The following is a 21,860-nucleotide window of genomic DNA, read 5'->3' as shown; positions in this document are numbered from 1 at the left end:
CGACGCAGCGGCGTCGCGGGGCAGTGCCGGGGGTGGACCCGACCGGAGGTCAGACCGCTTCGAGGTGCTGCTCCGGCTTGGCCTGGCCCGGGCCGCCCCGCAGCGGGATCTCCTTCATGAACAGGGCCGCGGCCACCGCGATCAGGCTGATCGCCGCACCCCAGAGGAAGACGGTGTGGATGCCGTTGGAGACGGCGTGGTGGTAGAGGTCCTGGACCTGGGCGGGGAGCTTGCGCAGCTCGGCCGGGCCCATCTGGGTCAGCTTCTCCGAGTGCGAGGCACCGGCCTGGGCCGGGTCCTTCGGCAGGGCCGACATGGTCGAGGTCACCCGGTTGTTGAAGATCGCGCCGAACAGCGCGACACCGAAGGAGCCGCCGATGGTGCGGAAGAGGGTGGCGGTGGAGCTGGCCACGCCCATGTCCTTGAGCTCGGCGCTGTTCTGCGCCACCAGCATGGTGATCTGCATCAGGAAGCCCATGCCGGCGCCCAGCACGATCATGTAGCAGGCCGAGGTGAACCGGGTGGTGTCCGTGCCCAGGGTGGAGAGCAGCAGGCTGCCGCCGGCCATCACCGCGGTGCCGATGATCGGGTAGATCCGGTACTTGCCGGTCTTGGTGACGGCCTGGCCGACGGCCAGCGAGACCACCAGCATGCCGAACATCATCGGCATCAGCAGCAGGCCGGAGTTGGTCGCCGAGGCGCCCTGCACGGTCTGCTGGTAGAGCGGGAGGAAGGTGACCGCACCGAACATCGCGAAACCGACGATGAAGCCGATGATCGAGACCAGGGTGAAGTTGAGGTTCTTGAACAGGCCCAGCGGGAGCATCGGCTCCTCGACCCGCTGCTCCACGTAGCAGAAGGCGATCAGCGAGGCGGCGGCCAGCGCCATTAGGCCGAGGATCGTCTTCGAGCCCCAGGCGTACTGCTGGCCGCCCCAGGTGGTGATCAGGACCAGCGAGGTGATGCCGGTGGTGAGCAGCAGCGCGCCGAAGTAGTCGATCTTCGCGGTGGAGCGGACCTTCGGGAGCTTCAGGGTGACGACCACCACGGCCAGCGCGATGACGCCCAGCGGCAGGTTGATGTAGAAGGTCCAGTGCCAGCTCAGGTGGTCGGTGATGAAGCCGCCGACCAGCGGGCCGCCGATGGTGGCGAGCGCCATCACCGCGGCGAACATGCCCTGGTACTTGCCGCGGTCACGCGGCGGGACCAGCGCGCCCATGATCGACATGACGCCGACCATCAGGCCGCCGGCGCCCAGGCCCTGGAGGGCGCGGAAGCCGATCAGCTGGGTCATCGACTGGGAGAGACCGGCCAGCGCGGAGCCGACCAGGAAGATCACGATCGAGGTGAGGAAGGTGCCCTTGCGGCCGTAGAGGTCGCCGATCTTGCCCCAGATCGGGGTGGAGGCGGCGGTCGCCAGGGTGTAGGCGGTGACCACCCAGGAGAGGTGCTCGGCGCCGCCCAGGTCGCCGACGATGGTCGGCATCGCGGTGCCGACGATCAGGTTGTCGAGCATGGCCAGCAGCATGGTGACCACCAGCCCGATCATCACCAGGCGGATCTCGCGCGGCGACCGCGGGGTCGGGTCGAGCGCTCCGTCGGCTCCGGCCGGCGGGTTCTCCGCCGGAGTCTCGACCTGCTGTTGCGACATGGTGGGTCTCCCGTGGTGCGCGTGTTGCCGGTCTGCGTGGTCGCGGAGTGGGCGGCTGCGGATGGGCCTCGCGCTCACTTACTTGACGACCGGCTAGTTAATCGTCCGGTGGCACGGTAAGTTGTCCGTAAGGTGGGCGTCAAGCCAGTTTCGGTACCGGGCTGCTGGGCAGGGAGAATGCACTCCGTACCACCCCCGCACCGACCCGTAGCAGTCCCCGACGTAGTCACGAGGCAGGCCAGCTAGCCATGAGTACGACGCAGAGCCCCCGCAGCGACACCAGGGCGCGGATCATCGACGTGGCTCTGGAGCTGTTCGCTTCCCAGGGCTACGAGAAGACCTCCCTGCGGGAGATCGCCGACCGCCTCGGGGTGACCAAGGCCGCGCTGTACTACCACTTCAAGACCAAGGACGACATCGTCCACGGCATCGTGCAGAGCATGGCCGCGCCCATCGACGAGGCGATCGCCTGGGGCGAGGGCAAGGACTGGTCGCCGGAGCTCCGCGACGAGCTGGTGCGGCGGTTCGCCGCCGGCATGGCCGAGCGGGCGCCGCTGCTGCGCTTCTTCCACGAGAACCAGCCCGCGCTGCGCGGTTCGCCGGCCGGGCTGGAGTTCAAGGAGCGGATGCTGGCGATGATCCGCCTGGTGCACGGCCCCGGGGCGGGCTTCCAGGACCGGCTCCGCGCCACCATGTCGCTGTTCGCCATCAACTCGGCGTTCTTCCTGCTCAAGCAGGACGAGCAGGATCCGGTCTGCACCCCGGCGGCGGCCGTCGGCCCGCTGCCCGCCGAGGCGCAGGAGGCGGAGGCGATGGCCGCCGCGCTGGTGGTGGCCCTGGAGATCGCCGGGCAGATCGAGTCGGTCTGAGGTCGGCCCCGGCGATCCGCCTGGTCGTCAGAAGTCGCTGACGCCGCGGGCGCTGAGGTAGGCGATCGGGTCGGTCACCGCGCCGTACTGGTTGGCGCTGCGGATCTCGAAGTGCAGGTGCGGGCCGGTGGAGTGGCCGGTGCTGCCGGAGCGGCCGATCTGCTGACCGGCGGTCACGTCCTCGCCCGGTCCGACGGCCAGCTCGGAGAGGTGGGCGTATTCGGCGTAGTAGCCGTCGGGCAGTTGCAGCACCACCTCCTGCCCGTACGCGCCGCCCCAGCCCGCCGAGACCACGGTGGCCGCCGCGACGGCCCGCAGCGGGGTGCCGCTGTCCACCGCGAAGTCGACCCCGGTGTGGTAGCCGGCCAGGTACTCGGAGTTCTCGGTGCCGTACGGGTTGCTCATCGGGGCACCCGGCGCAGGGGAGTACCAGGAGGGCGCGGCCGGCGGTGCGGGCGCCGGAGCCGGCGGCGCGGCCGGGGGCGGGGGCGGGGCGGGGGCCGCGAGGGGCGCGCCCGGGGCCGGGGCCACCGCCTCGGGCGGCGGGGCGGCGACCTGACGGGCCACCGGAGCGGCCGGGGCGGCGACCTGGACCAGGGCCGGCGGCTCGGGGCGGACCGGGTGTGCGACCGGGGCGGCGGCGGAGCCGGGCGGGGCGCTGCCGAGGGCGGCGGGTCGGACGGTCTGCGCGGAGGCGGAGCCCGGCAGCAGCAGCGCGCCGAAGGCCAGGGTCGCGGCCCCGCCGCAGGCGACCACCGCACTCCGGTCGCGGACCCAGGCGGCGGCCGGGCGGAGCAGGGAGCGCAGCGGGGCCCGGGTGGGGGAGCCGGCGGAAGGCATCAAGTGACAGCACCTCGTGGATCGGGACGGCACGGGGCCGAGCCGCACGGGGCTCGCCGGGCCGGGGATAACCCGAAGCAACGGTCACTGCCGGTCATCGGAAAACCGCGTAGTCGGCCCGGCGTGTAGGGATCGTGCCGTATGAACTTCAAGCTGATGGAGCAACCACCCGATCAACGGACAGTAGGCCGGTCGTATCAACGGCGTTGAGCTGGAAGGGCCTCCGGTTCGAGCGGCGTACTGCCGGGATCAAGGCCCCGCGTGCCAGGCTGGACGGACCTTCCCCGACCGGAGGACTACCGATGACGGCACTTCAGCTCAAGCCCGGCACATCCTGGTCCGAGACGTACGCGCGCTGCCTGCGCGCCGCCCCCGAGGCGTTCGCCGCCGACCGCCTGCTCAACCTCGTCCGCGGTGAGTGGCGGGCCGTCGGCACGCCCGGCGAGCACACCACCCCGCTGGACGGCACGCCCATCCCCGGCCCGCCCCGGGTGGAGATGGACGAGGCGCAGGCCGCCGTGGCCTTCGCGATCCAGGAGCACGCGGCCTGGGGCAAGCAGCCGATGGAGGAGCGCAAGGCCCGGGTGGCCGCGGCGGTGGAGGGGCTGGCCGAGCAGCGCGACCTGCTGGCCCTGCTGCTGGTCTGGGAGATCGGCAAGCCCTGGCGGCTGGCCTGCGCCGACGTGGACCGGGCGCTGGACGGCGTCCGCTGGTACCTCGAGCAGATCGACCGGCAGCTGGCCGGCCGCAGCCCGCTGCCCGGCCCGGTCTCCAACATCGCCAGCTGGAACTACCCGATGAGCGTGCAGGTGCACGCCGAGCTGGTGCAGCTGCTCGCGGGCAACGCGGTGGTGGCCAAGACCCCCTCCCAGGGCGGCTTCCACTGCCTGACCCTGGCGCACGCGGTGATGCGGCGGGCCGGGCTGCCCGTCACCCTGCTCTCCGGGCAGGGCGGCAGGATCGCCGACGCGCTGATCCGGGCCGAGGGCCTGGGCGCGCTGGCCTTCGTCGGCGGCCGGGCCAACGGCCGCAAGGCCGCCACCGCGCTGGCCGACCTGAACCGCCGGCACTTCCTGGAGCAGGAGGGCCTCAACACCTGGGGCGTCTGGGACTTCTCCGACTGGCCGACCCTCGCCGCCCACCTGCGCAAGGGCTTCGAGTACGCCAAGCAGCGCTGCACCGCGTACCCCCGGTACGTCGTGCAGCGCTCGCTCTTCCCGGCCTTCCTGGAGACCTACCTCGGCGTGCTCGACGGCTTGCGCTTCGGCCACCCGCTGGCCGTGGCCGACCCGGCCGACCCGCTGCCCGAGCTGGACTTCGGGCCGGTGATCCACGCGACCAAGGCCGCCGAACTGCGCGGCCACTTCGCCGCCGCCGTCACCGCCCGGGCCGTCCCGCTGTACGTCGGCGACCTCGCCGCCGGGGCCTTCCTGCCCGGGCAGTCCACGGACGCCTACCTCGCCCCCGCCGCCCTGCTCGACCCGCCCACCAGCTGGGCGCTCCAGCACTCCGAGCCGTTCGGCCCGCTCGACTCGATCGCGCTGGTCGACACCGAGGCCGAGCTGCTCGCCGCGATGAACGCGGGCAACGGTTCGCTGGTCGCCTCGCTGGCCACCGACGACCTCGCCTTCGCCGACCGGATCGCCCCCGACCTGCTGGCCTTCAAGATCGGCATCAACAAGCCGCGCAGCCGGGGCGACCGCGAGGAGGTCTTCGGCGGGCTCGGCGCCTCCTGGAAGGGCGCCTTCGTCGGCGGCGACCTGCTGGTCCGGGCCGTCAGCTACGGCCCGGACGGTGCGGAGGAGAAGCTCTACGGCAACTTCCCGTCCTACTCGCTCTACCCGCCGAGGTAGCGCCGTCCGCCGCGGGGCGGCTCGGGTCCGAGCCGCCCCGCCGGGTCACCCCTTCGTGAGGTGGCGGGCCAGGAAGCGGACCGCGCTCTCGGCCTCGAACCGGGGCAGCTGCTTGTGCAGGCCGGAGTTGGCGTGCAGCGACTTCTCGGCGGAGCCGAAGGCGTCGAACAGCGCGAGCGCCTCCTCGCGGGTGATGTGCTCGTCGTCCCACTGCATGTCGAACTCGACCGGGACGGTGATCCGCGCGGCCGGCCCGGCCAGCAGCTGCGGCCAGTGCTGGCCGAAGACCGCCGCCGTGATCCGGGGCTCCTCGGCCACGAACGGGATGCCGATCGCGGTGCCCATGTTGATGCCGAACCACCCGACCGGCCCGCCGGGGCCGATCTCCGGCAGCTCCTGCAGCGCGTCCAGCAGCGCCCGGTACTCGGGCACCGCCTGGTCTGCCAGGTGGGCGTTGTACCGGACCACCACCGGGCCCTCCGGCTCGCCGGCCGCCCGGGCCCGGAACAGCTCGGCCACCTCGCGCTCGTCGTGCTCGGTGCGGGGCCGGTCACCGTGACCGGGCGCGTCCAGCACGGCGACGTGGAAGCCGCAGTCGCGCACCAGCAGCCCGGCCCGGCCGGACATCGCGGGGTGCTTCTTGTCGTTGCCGCCGCCGTGCGCCATCAGCACCAGCGGAGCGGGCTCGTGGGCCTCGTAACCGGCGGGGGACCAGAGGACACCGGGGACGCCGCCCACGGTGAAGTCACGCTCGACCACGCCGTTCGCGACGGAGTGGGAGCCGAAGAGGAGCGAAGAAGAAGTGGGAGACATGGCAGTGGCCTTTCGGGAGTACCTGCGGTGGCGGGGTGCTCCCGGGCGACAGTGCCGTCAGTCAGCTCTGCGCGTCGCCGGACCGGGACGAGAGGGGGAGCACCCACGTGCGTACTGCGGTCATGGGGTCTCACCTCCTTCGACGGTGTCGCGGTCGAACGGAAAACTATCAGCCCGATCATCGGCATGGCCAGGCTTTTTTGAGGAGTCGTCAGGTCGTGGGCTGCCGATCCGCAGCAGGTTGCCACTGCGGTCGACCAGGGCGAACTCCCGCATCCGGTACGGGGTGCCCACGGGTGGCAGCAGCCGGCTGCCCGTCGCCTCCTCGGTGGGCACGCCGACCGCCGCCCAGGTGCGGTGCAGTGCGTCAGCGTCCCGCACCTGGAGGTAGCAGCTGCTCGCGGTGGTGAACGGGTCGGTCTCCGGGGCGTACCGGAAGTGCAGCTCGACCGTCCCGCGGCGCAGGATCAGGTAGCCGTCGAAGGCCGGCACCGGGGGCTCGAAGCCCAGCCGGGCGTAGAACTCGCGTGTCTCGTCCAGATCCCGGCTCGGCAGCACGGGCACCGCGTACTCGTCCATCCGGCCAAGGTAGCCCGCAGCACCGACAGGCCCGGGCCGCTTGCCGCCGCAGCGCCGCGCACCCGCTCAGCTCCGGCGCGAAACCGCTCCGACCAGCGCACGCCTGGCGTTGCGCGCCCACGGGGCACACGATCAGGGGGTGACCGAGACCCAGAACGCCCCCACGCCCCCCGTCCTCGCCCCGCCCGCCTCGCCCGCCTCGCCCGCCTCGTCCGCCCCGGCCGGTCCCACCGTCCCCGCGGCCGCCTCCACGGGAGTCGCTCCCGCCGCTCCTGCTGGCCCCGCTGGCCCCGCCGACCCCGCCGTCACGCGGGAGCGCCGGTTCGCCGCGCGTCGGGGCGCCACCCGGCTGCTCACCGGGCCCCGGCCGCAGACCATGCGCGAGCTGCTTGCGGAGCTCGCCGAGGGGGAGGGGCTCGATCAGGCGCCCGACTTCTACGGTGACGGCATCGTGGCCGCGCTGGAGCAGCGGGTGGCCGGGCTGCTCGGCAAGCCCGCCGCCGTCTTCTTCCCCACCGGGACGATGGCCCAGCAGGTCGCCCTCCGCCACTGGGCCACCCGCACCGGTACGGTCGCCCTCCACCCGCTCGCCCACCCCGAGCTGCACGAGGGCCGCGCCTACGCCCGGCTCAGCGGCCTCACCGCCCTCTGGCCGACCACCGAGCCCCGGCTGCCCAGCGCCGCCGAACTCCACGCCGTGGCCGAGCTGTTCGACGCCATCCTGCTCGAACTCCCGCTCCGCGAGGCCGGGTTCGTGCTGCCCAGCTGGGACGAGCTGACCGCGACGGTGGCCGCAGCCCGCGAGCGCGGCGCCGCCGTCCACTTCGACGGCGCCAGACTCTGGGAATCCGCCCGCCACTTGGGCCACTCCCTCCCCGAGATCGCCGCCCTCGCCGACTCCGTCTACGTCTCCTTCTACAAGACCCTCGGCGGCTTCAGCGGCGCCGCCCTCGCGGGCGACGAGGAGTTCGCCGCCTCGGCCCGCCTCTGGCGCCACCGCTACGGCGGCAAGCTCTTCCAGCAGTGGCCCACCGTGCTCAGCGCCCTGGCCGGCCTGGACCGCGAGCTCCCCCTCCTCGACTCCTACCTGGACCACGCCCCCCTGGTCGCCCGGGCCCTGGCCGCCACCCCCGGCTCCCGCGTCCACCCCGAGCTGCCGCACACCCACCAGTTCCAGTACTGGCTGCCGTACCCGGCCGACCGCCTCAACCAGGCCAACCTCCGCCTCGCCGAGGAGCAGGGCCTCAGCCTCTTCAACCTCTGGCTCCCCAGCCCCCTCCCCGGCCTCTCGATGACCGAGATCACCGTCTGCGGCCCCGCCCTGGAGTGGACGGAGGAGCAGATCCGCGATGCCATGACCCGCTTTCTCGCCCTGCTGTAGGCCCCTCCGATCTAGGCTCGTCCCCGAACGGCGGCCATGGGGACGCCGGTTGGGGGTGCTTCGTGGAGAGTGGGATCGAGCTGGCGGACGCGGTCGAGGCCGTGCGGCGGCAGTTGGTGGCTGCGGCGGAGGCGGGGGAGGGGCAGCCGCTGCGGTTCGAAGTGGGCGAGGTGAAGCTGGAGTTCACCGTCGAGCTGAAGCGGGACGCCAGGGTCAAGGGCGGCATCAAGGCCCTGGTCTGGTCGGCCGAAGCCGAGGCCGGGCTGGCCCACCAGCGGGCCCACAAGATCTCCGTCACGCTCACCCCGAAGGACGCCGGCACCGGCGGCTCGGTGGAGATCGGCAACTCCGACCTCGGTAGCCGGGACGGCTTCTGATGCCCGTCCCGGAACGGGTGGTCGCCGTCCGGGCGGCGCAGCAGGGCAGCGGGTTCCTGCTGACGCCGAGGCTCGTCCTGACGGCGGCCCATCCGCTCGGCGGCCTGGGCACGGCGGAGGTGGCCTCGCCGGGCGGTACGGGCTGGCAGATCTGCCGGGTGGTCAGCCGGGACATGGGGCTGGATGTCGCTCTGCTCCTCGCGCAGAAGCCGATCGTGCATCCGGCGACGGAGTTCGACGAACTCCGATGGGTCAGCATCGACGGCCTGGAACCGCTGGCCGGCTGCCACCTCACCGGGTATCCGGCGGCCAGCCGGCGCAGCGCCGATCTGGACAGCTTCCAGGCGTTCGGCTCCCTCACCCCCGGCAGCGGCCTCAACAGCCGCCGCCACCTGCTCTCCCTCGACCAGCACCCGCCCGTCGGCGCCGACGCCGGCTCCCCCTGGGCCGGGCTCTCCGGGGCCGTCCTGCTGCGTGACGACAACCTGCTCGGTGTGGTGATCAGCGACTACGAGCCGAGCACCTGGGGCAGCTCCCAGCTGACCGTCGTCCCGGCTCACCGCATCCTCACCTCGCCACCGCTGGCCGCCGCCTTCGACGCCCACCTCGCCGCCATGCCCAGGGTCGAACGGATCACCGCCACCAACCTGGCCGACGCCGCCTTCGAGCGCGAGCACGCCGAGGCCGTCCGCGCCGACTACGGCCGGATCCGCATCTTCGGCCTCCGCCAGTCCAACCGCCGGGGCTGGGAGCTCGACACCGCGTACCTCAGCCTTGAAGCCGCCCGCACCGAGGCCCGCCACCACGTGGGCTCCGGCCGGGTCGAGCACCTGCTGGCCGGTCGCCGCCGGGTGCTGCTGCGCGGCCAGGCCGGCTCCGGCAAGACCACGCTGGTCCAGTGGCTGGCCGTGCACGCCGCCGCGGGCACGATGGGCCCCGAGCTCGCGGAGCTCAACCACCGGGTGCCGCTGGTGCTCCAACTGCGCAAGCTCTTCCGGCAGGGCGTGATGCAGCCGAGGCCGGAGGAGTTCCTACGGTTGGACGACCGGATGTGCGCGGACCGCCAGCCGGTGGGCTGGGCGCACCGGGTGCTGGGCAGCGGCCGGGCCCTGCTGCTGGTGGACGGTCTGGACGAGGTGCCGGCCGCCCAGCGGGACGAGGCTCTGGAGTGGCTGGAGCGCTTACTCGACCACTATCCACAGCTGTGGACAGTGGCGACGGTGCGTCCGGCCGCCGTGCCGCCGGGCTGGCTCGACCACCTCGACTTCACCGAGCTCTCCCTGCGGCCGATGAACGACACCGACCGGACGCTCTTCATCGAGCGCTGGCACCGGGCGGCCCTGGCCGAGACCCTGGCCGCCCGCCACACCCCGGAGGAGGCGGCCGCCTGGCGCCGGGAGATCGAGCAGGATCAGGCAGGCCTGCTGCGCGCGCTCCAACGGTCCTCGGAGCTGAACCAGTTGGCGGACAGTCCACTGCTCTGTGCAATGCTCTGTGCGCTGAATCGTGAATCGGCCGGGGTGCTGCCGCAGCGGCGGATGGAGATCTACCGGGACGCGATGACCATGATGCTGGTCAAGCGGGACGAGACCCGGCGGGTGGACGGCCCCGAGCAGCTTCGGCTCTCCGAAGAGGAGCAGATCGCGATCTTGCGCCGGCTGGCCAACTGGATGGTCCGCAACAGCAAGGCCGAGGCAACTCGGGAGGACGCCGTCTTCAACATCGAGAAGGCGTTGCGGGACCTGCCCAGCGTCGCGCGACAGGGCAATGCCGAACAGGTCTACCTCCACCTGCTCAACCGCACCGGCCTGCTCGCCCAGACCAGTGTCGACACCTTCCAGTTCGTCCACCGCACCTTCCAGGACTACCTGGCGGCCATCGAGTTCAAGGAGGAACGGGACTTCGGTGTGCTGGCCTCCCGTGCCTGGGACGAGCAGTGGCACGACGTGATCCGCTTGACGGTCGGCCACTGCGGAAAGTCCGACCGGGACAGCCTGTTGAACGAGATCCTGCGGGTGGCCGAGGCGGGGCCGGACGAGGGCTTCCGCGCGCGACTGCACCTGATGGCGGGGAGCTGCCTCCCGTACGCACCGGAGATCGGCTCCGAGACACGGGAGGTGGTACTCGCCGGGGTCGCGGACGGGTGGCGGTCCATGGCCCTGCTCGACCTGGCGGGGGAACTGTTCGCCCTGGTCGGGGAGGACATGATCCCGATCCTGCGGGAGGCACTTCGCGCGGGTGGCCCGCGAGCGATCGCCTTCGACGTCGCCGGTCTGGTGGGTGGGCCCCAGGCGCTGGATCTCTTGGCGGAAGCCGCCGATTCCGGATTCCCCGCCGGCGGCATCGTGCGGCAGTGGGACGCCTTCGACCACCGGGAGTTCGCCCGTCGGGTGCTCAGTCGCGTCGACCTGTCCCGGCTGCGATTGGAGGTCAGTTCCGCTACCCAGCTGTCCGAGGTCGGGGAACTGTCCCCGGTGCACCGGGTGCTCCTGTACGGCGATGGGGTAGCGGACAGCGCGCAGTGGGCAGCCCTGGCGGGGAGCGTGACGGAGCTGGCGTTGCTGGGGATGCGTGCCCCGGTCGACCTCACCCCGCTGGCCGGCTGGCCCGCGCTGCGGGTGCTGGACATCCTGAGTTGCTCCGGGGTGGGCACGTTGGATGGTCTGCCGGAAGCCACCAGCCTGCGTGAGCTGGAAGTGGGCGCCAGCAGACTGGCCGCCTGGGGGGATCGAGAGCTGAGCCCGTACGTCGAACGGCTCGTGGTCGGCGGTGTCGACGGGCGGTGTCCGCCGGAGCTCATCCACCGGCAGTTCCCGAACCTGGTGCGTCTGGTCGTCACCACCGACGACCCCGCCACCAATGTGGCGTACACCGTCTTCGCCGAGCGGCACGGTATCGAACTCGACCTCGCGTAGCGAAAGAAGCGGCCCCCGGCGGAGCGAACTCCACCGGGGGCCACGGTACGTCAGATGTGAGACGGGGTCAGCGAATGACCTTCACCTGGACGGTGGTCTCCATCTTGTCCAGGCTCTCCCACAGCACCGTGATGGCGGTGTGGGTGTCCGGGACCTTGACGCTGCTGTACGGGGTGGCCGCGTTCCAGTACGACACGGTGTGGTCGTTGAAGGAACGGACGCCGCCCGACGGGTAGATCGAGGTGAGCTGGTCGGCCTTGTGGAGCTTGAGGCCGTCCGTCTTCTCGAAGCCGAAGGGGGAGTCGTAGCCCTGGAGGCGCGGGCGCATGAAGGTGCCGTCGCCCCACTTGAGCGGGGTCGGGTGCGAGTCGATCGGGAGGATCAGGCCGCTGCCCGGGTGGTTGGTGACGTTGTTGTCGGACTGGGAGGTGTCCCAGAGCCAGATCAGCAGGCCGTTCTGGTTGGCGTAGTGCTCCACCCAGTTCGGCTTCGAGGCGAAGCCAAAGTTGTACGGGCCGGTCTTCAGGGTCGAGTCGAAGGAGACGTACTGGCGGTTCTCCGCCAGGTAGTACTGGTCGTAGTCCTTCGAGAACTTGCCCGAGATGATCGAGAAGCCGCTGGCGGTCCAGCCGTTGGCGCCCTTCTCGGCGTCGTCGGAGAAGACGGCCGAACCGTCGGCGGTCACCGAGATGTTGTCCAGGGCGAAGCCGGGGTTGTGCACGCCACCGTCGGTGGTGTTGTGGAAGCGGACCTTGACGGCCTTGCCGGCGTAGGCGTTCAGCGAGTACGACAGGTCGCCCCACTGGCCGGCGGAGGAGCCGGTCAGCGCCGGCTGGCCGGCCGCGTCCTTCGCGATGGCCTTGCCGTTGAAGGTGCCGTCGATGGCGGTCCAGTGGGCGCCGCCGTCGGTGGAGACCTCGGCGTAGCCGTAGTCGTAGTCCTGCTCGAGGTCGTACCAGCCCTTGGCGGACAGGGTCGCCGCGGTCTTGCCGGTCAGGTCGAGGTCGCGGGTCAGCGTGACGTTGAGGTTGTCCGCGGAACCGCTCCACCACTCACCGGTGCCCGCGAACGGGGTGTTGATGGTGGTGGTGACCGTCTTCTTGGGCAGGTTGACGACCAGGGCCTGCGGCTTGTCGGTGTTGTACTCCACCGGGCCGAGGGTGTGGGTCGAGGTCTTGCCCGCCGTGGCGGTGGCGAAGTTGAGCCAGCCGAGCTTCAGCTTGCTCCACACGTCGAAGTCGTTCGGCATGTCGCCGATCTCGTTCTTGCCCTCGCCGAGCCAGGAGCCCGACGACATCAGCGACCAGAAGCCGACCGAGTTGTCGATGCCGCTGCCGGAGGTGTCGTACAGGTCCGGCAGACCGAGGTCGTGGCCGTACTCGTGGGCGAAGACACCGAGGCCGCCGTTCTCGGGCTGCATGGTGTAGTCGCCGATCCAGATGCCGGTGTTGCCGGCCGGGGTACCGCCGAGCTTGTTGCCCTCGGGGCCGGTCTGACCGGCCTGGGCGGCGTAGACGTAGGAGCGGTGGGCCCAGAGCGCGTCGGTGCCCTGCGCGCCGCCACCGGCCGACTCGTCCTCACCGGCGTGCACGATCTGGAAGTGGTCGATGTAACCGTCCGGCTCGTTGAAGTTGCCGTTGTGGTTGTAGTCGTACCGGTCGTACTGGTCGTACTGGGAGAGCGTGGCCTTGATCTGAGCGTCCGTCTGGCCCTTGGCCTTCTGGTCGGCGACCCAGGCGTTGATGCCGTCGCGGATCAGGTCCTGCGCGTTGTTGCAGACGTGGCTGCCGCAGTAGTCCGAGCCGTAGCGGGCCTCGTTCCACGGCACCCGGACCCAGTCGGTGACCTGGCCGTCGACGGAGTACCGGCCCGAGGACTGGCGCTCGTAGAAGGTCTTCATCGAGGGCTTGTCGGGGCTGAAGTACAGGTCCTGGTAGTGGGCCTGGTTGTAATCGGCCCGCCAGGCGGTCGAGTTGTTGGTGGCCGGGTCCGGCTTGGCGATCTGGTTGTGCGCCGGGCCGGGGGTGCCGCCGTACTTGACCTTGCCGTCGGCGGTCTTGGTGGTGTTGTCCACCTGGTCGCCGAAGTCGACGAGAATCGTGAAGATCTTGTCGGTGCGCTGGCGTGCCAGCTCCACGTACTTCTCAGGACCGAGCTTGATGCTGGTGCCGCCGCCGTGCTCTTCGATCTTGGCGGTGCCGTTCAGCAGCTGCTTGGTGGCCTCTTCCTGCTGGGCCTTGACCGTGGCGGTCAGCGGGCCGGGCAGGTCGTAGTCGACCTGGCTGGCCGGACCGGCCGGGTCGTGCGCGGCAACGGTGGCCGGGGCGGCGGTGGCCGATGCCGGGATCATGCCGAGCGAGGCGATGACTGCCACGGCGGCGGACGCCGCGACACTCCTCGTGGATATCTTCAAGGTGGTGACGTCCTCCCCATACCGGCACGGCTGTTAGCCGTAGCCGGTGAACCAATGAAAGACAGGTGGAGGACATTCGATCCAAGAGAGGGTAAAAAAGAAAGACCTTGACCATGACATGGTCACGGCGCTATCCTCCGCGCCAACTTCTCATCTGATTTTCAGTCAAGAGCATGCCAGGGTGTGGCAAACAGGGCCTGCGTCGTGTTCGAACCAGCCTGGCTACCCGCCGAACGGCGGGGATCCCCGTGCGGTTCATCACACCGCCATGGCCAGGTAAATGTGACGCCAGGTAAACCAAAAGCGGACGGAAAAGGCCCAGGGCCCCGGCGGAGTGCCGGGGCCCTGGGCCTTTCTGTGCGCTTGCGGTGTTACTTGGTGAGATCCGGGCCGGCGGTGGTGACGGCCGCGGGGCTGTCGGCCACCGGGGACTTCTCCTCGCCGCGGAAGGTGAACTTCGCTTCCTTGCCCTCGCCCTCGACGCCCACCACGACGATCTGGCCGGAGCGCAGCTCGCCGAAGAGGATCTTCTCGGAGAGGTGGTCCTCGATCTCGCGCTGGATGGTGCGGCGCAGCGGACGGGCACCGAGGATCGGGTCGTAGCCGCGCTTGGCGAGCAGCTTCTTCGCCTCGACGCTGAGCTCCAGGCCCATGTCCTTGTCCTTGAGGCGGCTGTCCACCTTGTCGATCATGAGGTCGACGATCTGGATGATGTCTTCCTCGGACAGCTGGTGGAACACCACGATGTCGTCGACGCGGTTGAGGAACTCGGGGCGGAAGTGCTGCTTGAGCTCCTCGCCGACCTTCGCCTTCATCCGCTCGTACCCGGTGGTGCTGTCACCCGTGGCCGCGAACCCCAGGTTGAAGCCCTTGGAGATGTCCCGGGTGCCGAGGTTGGTCGTCATGATGATGACGGTGTTCTTGAAGTCCACGACCCGGCCCTGGGAGTCGGTCAGGCGACCGTCCTCCAGGATCTGCAGCAGCGAGTTGAAGATGTCCGGGTGGGCCTTCTCGACCTCGTCGAAGAGGACGACCGAGAACGGCTTGCGGCGCACCTTCTCGGTGAGCTGGCCGCCCTCCTCGTACCCGACGTAGCCGGGGGGCGAGCCGAAGAGCCGCGAGACGGTGTGCTTCTCGCTGAACTCCGACATGTCGAGGGCGATCAGGGCGTCCTCGTCGCCGAAGAGGAACTCGGCGAGCGTCTTGGAGAGCTCGGTCTTACCGACGCCGGACGGGCCGGCGAAGATGAACGAACCACCGGGACGCTTCGGGTCCTTGAGGCCCGCACGGGTGCGCCGGATGGCCTGGGAGAGCGCCTTGATGGCGTCCTTCTGGCCGATGACGCGCTTGTGCAGCTCGTCCTCCATGCGGAGCAGACGCGAGGTCTCCTCCTCGGTGAGCTTGAAGACCGGGATGCCGGTGGCGGTGGCCAGGACCTCGGCGATGAGCTCCTCGTCCACCTCCGCGACGACGTCCATGTCGCCGGCCTTCCACTCCTTCTCGCGCTTGGCCTTGGCCTGCAGGAGCTGCTTCTCGTCGTCGCGCAGCGACGCGGCCTTCTCGAAGTCCTGCGCGTCGATCGCGCTCTCCTTCTCGCGGCGGACGTCGGCGATCTTCTCGTCGAACTCGCGCAGGTCCGGCGGCGCGGTCATCCGGCGGATGCGCATCCGGGAGCCGGCCTCGTCGATCAGGTCGATCGCCTTGTCCGGCAGGAAGCGGTCCGAGATGTACCGGTCGGCCAGGGTGGCGGCGGCGACCAGGGCGGCGTCGGTGATCGAGACCCGGTGGTGGGCCTCGTACCGGTCGCGCAGGCCCTTGAGGATCTCGATGGTGTGCGGCAGCGAGGGCTCCGCGACCTGGATCGGCTGGAAGCGGCGCTCGAGGGCGGCGTCCTTCTCCAGGTGCTTGCGGTACTCGTCCAGCGTGGTGGCACCGATGGTCTGGAGCTCACCGCGGGCCAGCATCGGCTTGAGGATGGAGGCGGCGTCGATCGCGCCCTCGGCGGCGCCCGCGCCGACCAGGGTGTGCAGCTCGTCGATGAACAGGATGATGTCGCCGCGGGTGCGGATCTCCTTGAGCACCTTCTTCAGGCGCTCCTCGAAGTCACCGCGGTAGCGGGAGCCGGCCACCAGGGCGCCGAGGTCGAGCGTGTAGAGCTGCTTGTCCTTCAGCGTCTCGGGCACCTCGCCCTTGACGATGGCCTGGGCCAGGCCCTCGACCACGGCCGTCTTGCCGACGCCGGGCTCGCCGATCAGCACGGGGTTGTTCTTGGTGCGGCGGGACAGCACCTGCATGACCCGCTCGATCTCCTTCTCGCGCCCGATCACCGGGTCGAGCTTGGCCTCGCGGGCGGCCTGCGTCAGATTGCGGCCGAACTGGTCGAGCACCAGCGAGGTGGAGGGGGTGCCCTCGGCGGGGCCGCCGGCGGTGGCCGACTCCTTGGAGCCGCTCTGGTAGCCGGAGAGCAGCTGGATGACCTGCTGGCGCACCCGGTTGAGGTCGGCGCCGAGCTTCACGAGCACCTGGGCGGCGACGCCCTCGCCCTCGCGGATCAGGCCGAGCAGGATGTGCTCGGTGCCGATGTAGTTGTGGCCCAGCTGGAGGGCCTCGCGGAGCGAGAGCTCCAGCACCTTCTTGGCCCGCGGGGTGAAGGGGATGTGGCCGGAGGGGGCCTGCTGGCCCTGGCCGATGATCTCCTCGACCTGCTGGCGGACCGCCTCAAGAGAAATCCCGAGGCTCTCCAGGGCCTTTGCGGCGACACCCTCACCCTCGTGGATCAGGCCCAGGAGGATGTGCTCGGTGCCGATGTAGTTGTGGTTGAGCATCCGGGCTTCTTCCTGAGCCAGGACGACAACCCGCCGCGCGCGGTCGGTGAACCTCTCGAACATCGTTTATCGCTCCTCAGAGCGGTCGGCCAGTTCGGGGACTGTCCCCGCCCTGTCCTCCCGCATGCTAGTCCCGCTTGCGGCGCGGCATGGGCCCCACTCGCGTGGGAGAAACTGCTGCGCGACCAGCCGACACCATTCCCAACCTGATGCTGGGAGACGGTGTTCCCACCACGGGGGCCGAAGCACCCGATTCCGCTACGCCAACGGCGAACAAGGCCCGACGGCGGCGTGGGAAGGAGGACGCGCAGTGCGGTTCGGACAGTGCCGACGACCCTGCCCACCTGCATTCATACCTGGTATCGCGGCGAGATTCCCGTAGTTTCACCGGCAGCCTTGTTCGCCTGGCGAGAAGTCCCGCCGAGGAGTCCCGCCGAGAGTCCCACGGGGGAGCCGCCCGAGGAGCAGCCCCGCGGGCCGCCCGGGCCCGGGAACGCCCGCGGGGCGTGGGGATGCCTCCCTCACGCCCCGAACGCCGACCGCTCCCGTCAGGAGGCGTTGGCGCGCTCGTACGCCTCGCGGACGGTGCTGGGCACGCGGCCGCGGTCGTTGACCTCGAAGCCGTTCTCCTTCGCCCAGGAACGGATCTTGGCGGTGTCCGCCGCACCGGCGGCGCTGCGGCCCGCGCCGCGCCCGGCCGGCGCCCGGCGGGCGCTGGTGAGCCGGCCGCTCTGCTTGCGGCCCTTGTCCACGTACGGAGTGAGCAGACCACGGAGCTTGTCCGCGTTCTCGCTCGTGAGGTCGATCTCGTAGGCAACGCCGTCGAGGGCGAACGTCACCGTCTCGTCCGCCGAACCGCCGTCGAGATCGTCTTCAAGAATGACCTGCACCCTCTGAGCCACGGGCTTCCCTTTCCGCGTAAACGACCCAATGCCTTGAGGAAAGCAAAGCGTCTTTTTCCGGAAAACACAAACCCTCGGTGGCAACGGGCCGCTCAGAGGTGCAGCAGCATGCGCGAGTTGCCCAGCGTGTTGGGCTTCACCCGCTCCAGGTCCAGGAACTCCGCCACGCCCTCGTCGTACGAGCGCAGAAGTTCCGCATAGACATCCGTAGCGATCGCCGCCGGGTCTGTCGTACCATCGTCGGTTTCGTAGAGCTCGCCGATCTCGACGAAACCGTGTTTCGCGAAGAAGGCCACCTCGAACGTCAAGCAGAAAATCCGACGGACGCCCAGCCAGCGCGCGGTCTGCACCAGCTTCTCCAACAGCTGGTGGCCCAGGCCCAGGCCGTGGCAGGCCGGGTCGACGGCGAGCGTGCGGACCTCGGCCAGGTCCTCCCACATCACGTGGAGTGCGCCGCAGGCCACCACCACGCCGTTGTCGTCGCGCTCGGCGACCCAGAACTCCTGTACGGATTCGAACAACGCGACCGTGGGCTTGTCCAGCAGAATGCCGTCCCGCGAGTAGCTGTCGATCAGGCGCCGCACTGCCCGCACGTCCGTGGTCCGCGCCCGGCGGATGGTGACCTCCATGGGCCGTGACGCTATCGCGTGGGCGGCTCGGAAGTCTCGCCGGTATCCCCGGATCCGTCGACTTGCTCGGGCACCACCCGCAGGGCGTCCCGAAGCGCCTCGCGCTGCTCCGGGGACATCATGCCGAAGAAGTGCACCAGGGCGGCGGCGGGATTGTCGCTCGTGGCCCAGGCTTCGTTCATCAAGGCGGCGGTGTAAGCCTCCCGGGAGGAGACCGCCTCATAGCGATAGGCCCGGCCGGCCTGCTCGCGGCGGAGCCAGCCCTTTCTGTGGAGCTTGTCCAGCACCGTCATCACGGTGGTGTAGGCGATATCGCGTTCCGTCCGCAGATCGTCCAGAACCTCGCGAACGGTGACCGGGCGGTTCCACTGCCACACCCTGGTCATGACCTCGTTCTCGAGTTCTCCGAGTTGCCGCACCATAGTCCGGCCAGGATAGGGAATGATTCGGACAAAATTTGCTTCTGCGGGCAAACCGGCGCGCCGCCGCCCCGGGTGGGGGCGACGGCGCGCGGGGCGTTCCGTGGGTTTGCGGCCGCTATTCGGCGGCCCGGGCGGTGCGGGCCATCGCCTCGGCGGCGGCGTCCTCCTTGCCCTTCTGGGCCCCGCCCTGGCTGCGGATGATGGCCCGCACCAGGAAGCCGAAACCGATCGCCATCACCAGCGGCGGGACGATCGCGGAGATGTAGCTCATTCGGACTCCTCGGTCTCGGCGGCCTTGGCCGCGGCCTTGGCCTCGGGCTTGACGATCGGGAAGAGCACCGTCTCGCGGATGTTCTTGCCGGTGAGCAGCATGATGAGGCGGTCGACGCCCAGGCCGAGGCCGCCGGTGGGCGGCATCGCGTACTCCAGGGCGCGGAGGAAGTCCTCGTCCACCTGCATCGCCTCGACGTCGCCGCCGGCCGCCAGCAGCGACTGGGCGGTCAGCCGGGCGCGCTGCTCGACCGGGTCGACCAGCTCGGAGTAGGCGGTGCCGATCTCGGTGCCGAAGATGACCAGGTCCCACTTCTCGGCCACGCCCGCGACCGAGCGGTGCTGGCGGGTGAGCGGGGAGACCTCGGTCGGGTAGTCCTTGATGAAGGTCGGCTTGATCGCGTTGTGCTCGAGCAGGCGCTCGACCATCTCCAGCACGATCTGGCCGTGGCCCCACTCCTTCTCCCACGGCACGCCCGCGGCGTCGGCGAGCTTGCGGAGCTCCTCCACCGTGGTGTCCGGAGTGATCTCGGTGCCGAGGTGGCCCGAGATGCCGGGGTAGACGCTGACCTCGGCCCAGGGCTCGGCCAGGTCGATCTCGTGCTCCGCGCCGTCCGGGCCGATGCCGCGCACCACGGTGGTGCCCAGCGCGTCCCGCGCGGCGTTGATGATCGTCTCGCGGATCAGCTCGGCCTGGGTGTTGTAGTCCCCGTACGCCTCGTAGGACTCCAGCGAGGTGAACTCGGGGTTGTGGGTCGAGTCCGCGCCCTCGTTGCGGAAGTTGCGGTTGATCTCGAAGACCTTCTCGGCGCCGCCGACCACCAGGCGCTTGAGGTAGAGCTCCGGGGCGATCCGCAGGAAGAGGTCGATGTCGTACGCGTTGATGTGCGTGGTGAACGGGCGGGCGTTGGCGCCGCCGTGCACCGGCTGCAGCATCGGGGTCTCGACCTCGATGTAGCCGCGCTCCTCGTAGGTGCGGCGGATCGAGCGGACTACCTTGGAGCGCAGGTACAGGATCTCCCGGGCCTCCGGGTTGACGATCAGGTCCACGTACCGCTGGCGGACCCGAGCCTCCGGGTCGGTCAGGCCCTTGTGCTTGTCCGGCAGCGGCCGGAGGCACTTGGCGGTGAGCTCCCAGCGGTCGACCATGACGCTCAGCTCGCCGCGGCGGGAGGTGATCACCTCGCCCTCGACGCCCACCTGGTCGCCCAGGTCGATCGCCGACTTCCACTCGGCCAGCCGCTCCTCGCCCAGCTTGTCCAGGGAGAGCATCACCTGGAGGTCGCCGGAGCCGTCCCGCAGGGTGGCGAAGCAGAGCTTGCCGCCGGTGCGGGCCAGGATCACCCGGCCGGTGATGCCGACGCGCTCGCCGGTGGCGGTGTCCGGCTCCAGGTCGGGGTGCTTGGCGCGGAGGTCCGCGATGGTGCTGGTCCGGGGGAAGCCGACCGGGTACGGGTCGACTCCGGCCGCCCGGAGCTTGTCCAGCTTCTCGCGCCGGACGCGCATCTGCTCGGGGAGGTCGTCGGTCGCAAGGGCAGGATTCTGATCGCTCACCCCACCAGGGTAGCCACCGTTACACCGGGCCCCGCCACAGGATTACCGGTGGCGGGGCATCGGTGCTCGCTAGCGGTGCGCGCCGCGCCGGCGGCGGGCTGCCCAGACGGCCAGCAGGCCGCCGAGGGCGAGGGCACCGCCGCCGAGGGCGGCCGTGGTGCCCATGCCCGAGCCGCCGCCGGTGGAGGCGAGGCCCTGCACCGGAGTGGTCGGGGCCACGGACGCCGCCGAGCTGGTGGTCGGGGCGGGCGCGGTGGCCGCGGCGGGCGTGGTGGGTGCCGCCGGGCGGGTGGGCGTCGTGCTGCGGGTGGGCGTCGTGCCGGTGGTGGGTGCCACGGTGCCGGTGGGAGAAGCCGTGGCGGTGGGACGCGGGCCCGGGGTGGGTGTCGTGGTCGCGGCCTGGTCGCCGAGCAGCAGCGTGATCCGGTCGTTGCCGGGGTTCTTGTCCCACCACATCAGGTCGGGGTGCTGGTGCTCGCCGTCGTGGTAGTCGTCCTCCAGGCTGACGGCTGCCGAGGCACGGGTGAAGCCGGAGGAGAGCGCGACCTCGATGTCGTAGTTCTTGGTGGCGCCGACCCCGAGCCGGGTCTTCCACGGGACCGCGCAGTGGTACCTGTGCGGCACGGGTTGGAGGCCGGTGTCCAAGAACGGACCGCAGTTGTCGGGGAGTTTCGTCACTTCGACGCCCTGGGGCAGGGTGAGGCTGACAGCGCCGAGGAAACCCGAGGGGTAGCGGTCGAGATCGGGGACCACGATGCCGGGGCCGTCATTGCGCAGCCCCACCGTGACCCGGCCCCGCCGTCCGTCTGCTGCCGGGGTCCACTCGGCCGAGGCCGCGTAGTCGGCGCTGTTGTCGACCGCCACGGAGAACTCGCGGGGGTAGTAGCCCCCGTTCCCCACCTGGGTCGTCGCGGGGGCACCCTCGGGACGGCCGACGGTGAGGCGGGGGCCGGTGCCGCGCTCGAAGTGGTGGGTCCGGCGCCACTCTCCGGCGGTCGCGGACTCGGCGGAACCGATCGTCACCTTGCCGCCGGTGGACGTCGCGGTGGTTGCTGGGACGAGAGTCAGGCCGTCCAGTGCGGCCGAACCGCCGGGCTCGATGGGAGAGTCGACGGTGCAGAGGGCCAGTGTGCCGGGGTAGCCACCCCCCTCGGTGGCGTACTCGCAGTTGGCGTAACGCTGCGCGAAGTCGAGGCCGGCGGCGATGAACGCCTCGACGACGACCTGGGGGGCCGCCGCCGAGCCCTTGTTGGTGAACTTCGCGACCGGAGCGAAAGCGACCCCAGGGGTGGCGCTGATCGGTCGCCAGGGGTTGTCCCCGTCGAGGCTGGTGATCATCAGGTCGGGGCTGCCCGGTTGGTCGGCCGCGAGGGCCGGGGTCGCAGCAGTCAGCAGTCCGGCGGCGAGGGCGGCTGCAGCGGCGCGGGCGAGTCGTGAGCGTGGCTTGGTGTCCATGGGTCCCCGTGGTCGGTCGGTCGCGGACCGCCGATGGTGCGGCCGCGCTCGGTAGGACCCGTGGGACGGCAGAAGGTTGTACGGGGAGGCCCGGTACGGCCTCCCCGGTCGG

Annotated in this window: 16 protein-coding genes and 1 pseudogene; 5 read left to right on the top strand and 12 right to left on the bottom strand. The window is 70.6% G+C overall.

The genetic code is table 11. The features are described from left to right. Positions 1-49: 49 nt before the first annotated feature. A complete protein-coding gene (locus CFP65_RS16290) occupies positions 50-1,651 on the bottom strand; it encodes an MDR family MFS transporter (RefSeq protein WP_104816779.1) in 1,602 nt (533 codons plus the stop codon). A gap of 248 nt (positions 1,652-1,899) precedes the next feature. On the opposite strand from CFP65_RS16290, the gene CFP65_RS16285 reads away from it, so the two are divergent. After that, complete coding sequence (locus CFP65_RS16285) at positions 1,900-2,520, top strand: TetR/AcrR family transcriptional regulator (RefSeq protein ID WP_104816778.1); 621 nt, start codon at positions 1,900-1,902, stop codon at positions 2,518-2,520. A gap of 27 nt (positions 2,521-2,547) precedes the next feature. Here CFP65_RS16285 and CFP65_RS40195 read toward each other — a convergent pair whose 3' ends face one another. Continuing rightward, positions 2,548-3,360, bottom strand: coding sequence for a M23 family metallopeptidase (locus CFP65_RS40195; RefSeq protein WP_158702198.1), 813 nt, complete (start codon positions 3,358-3,360; stop codon positions 2,548-2,550). Between the two features lie 302 nt (positions 3,361-3,662). Here CFP65_RS40195 and CFP65_RS16275 point away from each other — a divergent pair, with 302 nt between their 5' ends. Beyond that, positions 3,663-5,213 (top strand): aldehyde dehydrogenase family protein, encoded by a 1,551-nt coding sequence (locus CFP65_RS16275; protein WP_104816777.1) that lies wholly within the window; start codon positions 3,663-3,665, stop codon positions 5,211-5,213. Between the two features lie 45 nt (positions 5,214-5,258). On the opposite strand, the gene CFP65_RS16270 is transcribed toward CFP65_RS16275, so the two are convergent. Next, positions 5,259-6,026, bottom strand: coding sequence for an alpha/beta hydrolase (locus tag CFP65_RS16270; protein WP_104816776.1), 768 nt, complete (start codon positions 6,024-6,026; stop codon positions 5,259-5,261). A gap of 120 nt (positions 6,027-6,146) precedes the next feature. Beyond that, a complete protein-coding gene (locus tag CFP65_RS16265) occupies positions 6,147-6,605 on the bottom strand; it encodes a VOC family protein (RefSeq protein WP_217368164.1) in 459 nt (152 codons plus the stop codon). 139 nt (positions 6,606-6,744) lie between these two features. On the opposite strand from CFP65_RS16265, the gene CFP65_RS16255 reads away from it, so the two are divergent. The 3 genes from CFP65_RS16255 to CFP65_RS16245 all read left to right on the top strand — a co-directional run bounded on the left by CFP65_RS16255 (position 6,745) and on the right by CFP65_RS16245 (position 11,278). Next, positions 6,745-7,986, top strand: a complete 1,242-nt coding sequence (locus CFP65_RS16255) for a low specificity L-threonine aldolase (protein ID WP_371682423.1) — start codon at positions 6,745-6,747, stop codon at positions 7,984-7,986. 62 nt (positions 7,987-8,048) lie between these two features. Next, positions 8,049-8,363, top strand: a complete 315-nt coding sequence (locus CFP65_RS16250) for a trypco2 family protein (protein WP_104816774.1) — start codon at positions 8,049-8,051, stop codon at positions 8,361-8,363. Beyond that, positions 8,363-11,278 carry an NACHT domain-containing protein gene (locus tag CFP65_RS16245; protein WP_104816773.1) on the top strand — a complete coding sequence of 972 codons (2,916 nt, stop codon included), beginning with the start codon at positions 8,363-8,365 and terminating at the stop codon, positions 11,276-11,278. The genes CFP65_RS16250 and CFP65_RS16245 overlap by 1 nt, the downstream gene beginning before the upstream one ends. 67 nt (positions 11,279-11,345) lie before the next feature. On the opposite strand, the gene CFP65_RS16240 is transcribed toward CFP65_RS16245, so the two are convergent. From CFP65_RS16240 to CFP65_RS16210, 8 genes and pseudogenes are all read right to left on the bottom strand, one after another. Beyond that, the gene (locus CFP65_RS16240; protein WP_104820922.1) at positions 11,346-13,628 is read right to left on the bottom strand and encodes an immune inhibitor A domain-containing protein; all 2,283 of its coding nucleotides are present in this window, start codon (positions 13,626-13,628) and stop codon (positions 11,346-11,348) included. Between the two features lie 434 nt (positions 13,629-14,062). Next, entirely contained in the window at positions 14,063-16,579 is a 2,517-nt protein-coding gene (locus CFP65_RS16235) for an ATP-dependent Clp protease ATP-binding subunit (protein WP_104816772.1), read from the bottom strand. Positions 16,580-17,064: 485 nt separating this feature from the next. Further along, the gene (locus CFP65_RS16230) at positions 17,065-17,418 is read right to left on the bottom strand and encodes an Lsr2 family protein (RefSeq protein ID WP_104816771.1); all 354 of its coding nucleotides are present in this window, start codon (positions 17,416-17,418) and stop codon (positions 17,065-17,067) included. Positions 17,419-17,510: 92 nt separating this feature from the next. Further along, complete coding sequence (locus CFP65_RS16225; RefSeq protein WP_104816770.1) at positions 17,511-18,047, bottom strand: amino-acid N-acetyltransferase; 537 nt, start codon at positions 18,045-18,047, stop codon at positions 17,511-17,513. An 11-nt stretch (positions 18,048-18,058) separates the two neighbouring features. Next, the gene (locus tag CFP65_RS16220) at positions 18,059-18,469 is read right to left on the bottom strand and encodes a BlaI/MecI/CopY family transcriptional regulator (RefSeq protein WP_104816769.1); all 411 of its coding nucleotides are present in this window, start codon (positions 18,467-18,469) and stop codon (positions 18,059-18,061) included. Positions 18,470-18,584: 115 nt separating this feature from the next. Beyond that, the gene (locus tag CFP65_RS39750) at positions 18,585-18,740 is read right to left on the bottom strand and encodes a hypothetical protein (RefSeq protein ID WP_168219603.1); all 156 of its coding nucleotides are present in this window, start codon (positions 18,738-18,740) and stop codon (positions 18,585-18,587) included. After that, positions 18,737-20,269, bottom strand: a pseudogene (lysX, locus tag CFP65_RS16215) (bifunctional lysylphosphatidylglycerol synthetase/lysine--tRNA ligase LysX); the annotation flags it as partial. The gene CFP65_RS39750 and the pseudogene lysX, both read right to left, overlap by 4 nt. 93 nt (positions 20,270-20,362) lie before the next feature. Continuing rightward, the gene (locus CFP65_RS16210) at positions 20,363-21,748 is read right to left on the bottom strand and encodes a hypothetical protein (RefSeq protein WP_104816767.1); all 1,386 of its coding nucleotides are present in this window, start codon (positions 21,746-21,748) and stop codon (positions 20,363-20,365) included. Between the last annotated feature and the right edge of the window lie 112 nt (positions 21,749-21,860).

Origin of the sequence: Kitasatospora sp. MMS16-BH015, from assembly GCF_002943525.1 — a bacterium.
GTDB lineage: Bacteria > Actinomycetota > Actinomycetes > Streptomycetales > Streptomycetaceae > Kitasatospora.
This window is presented reverse-complemented; position numbering and strand designations above follow the sequence as displayed.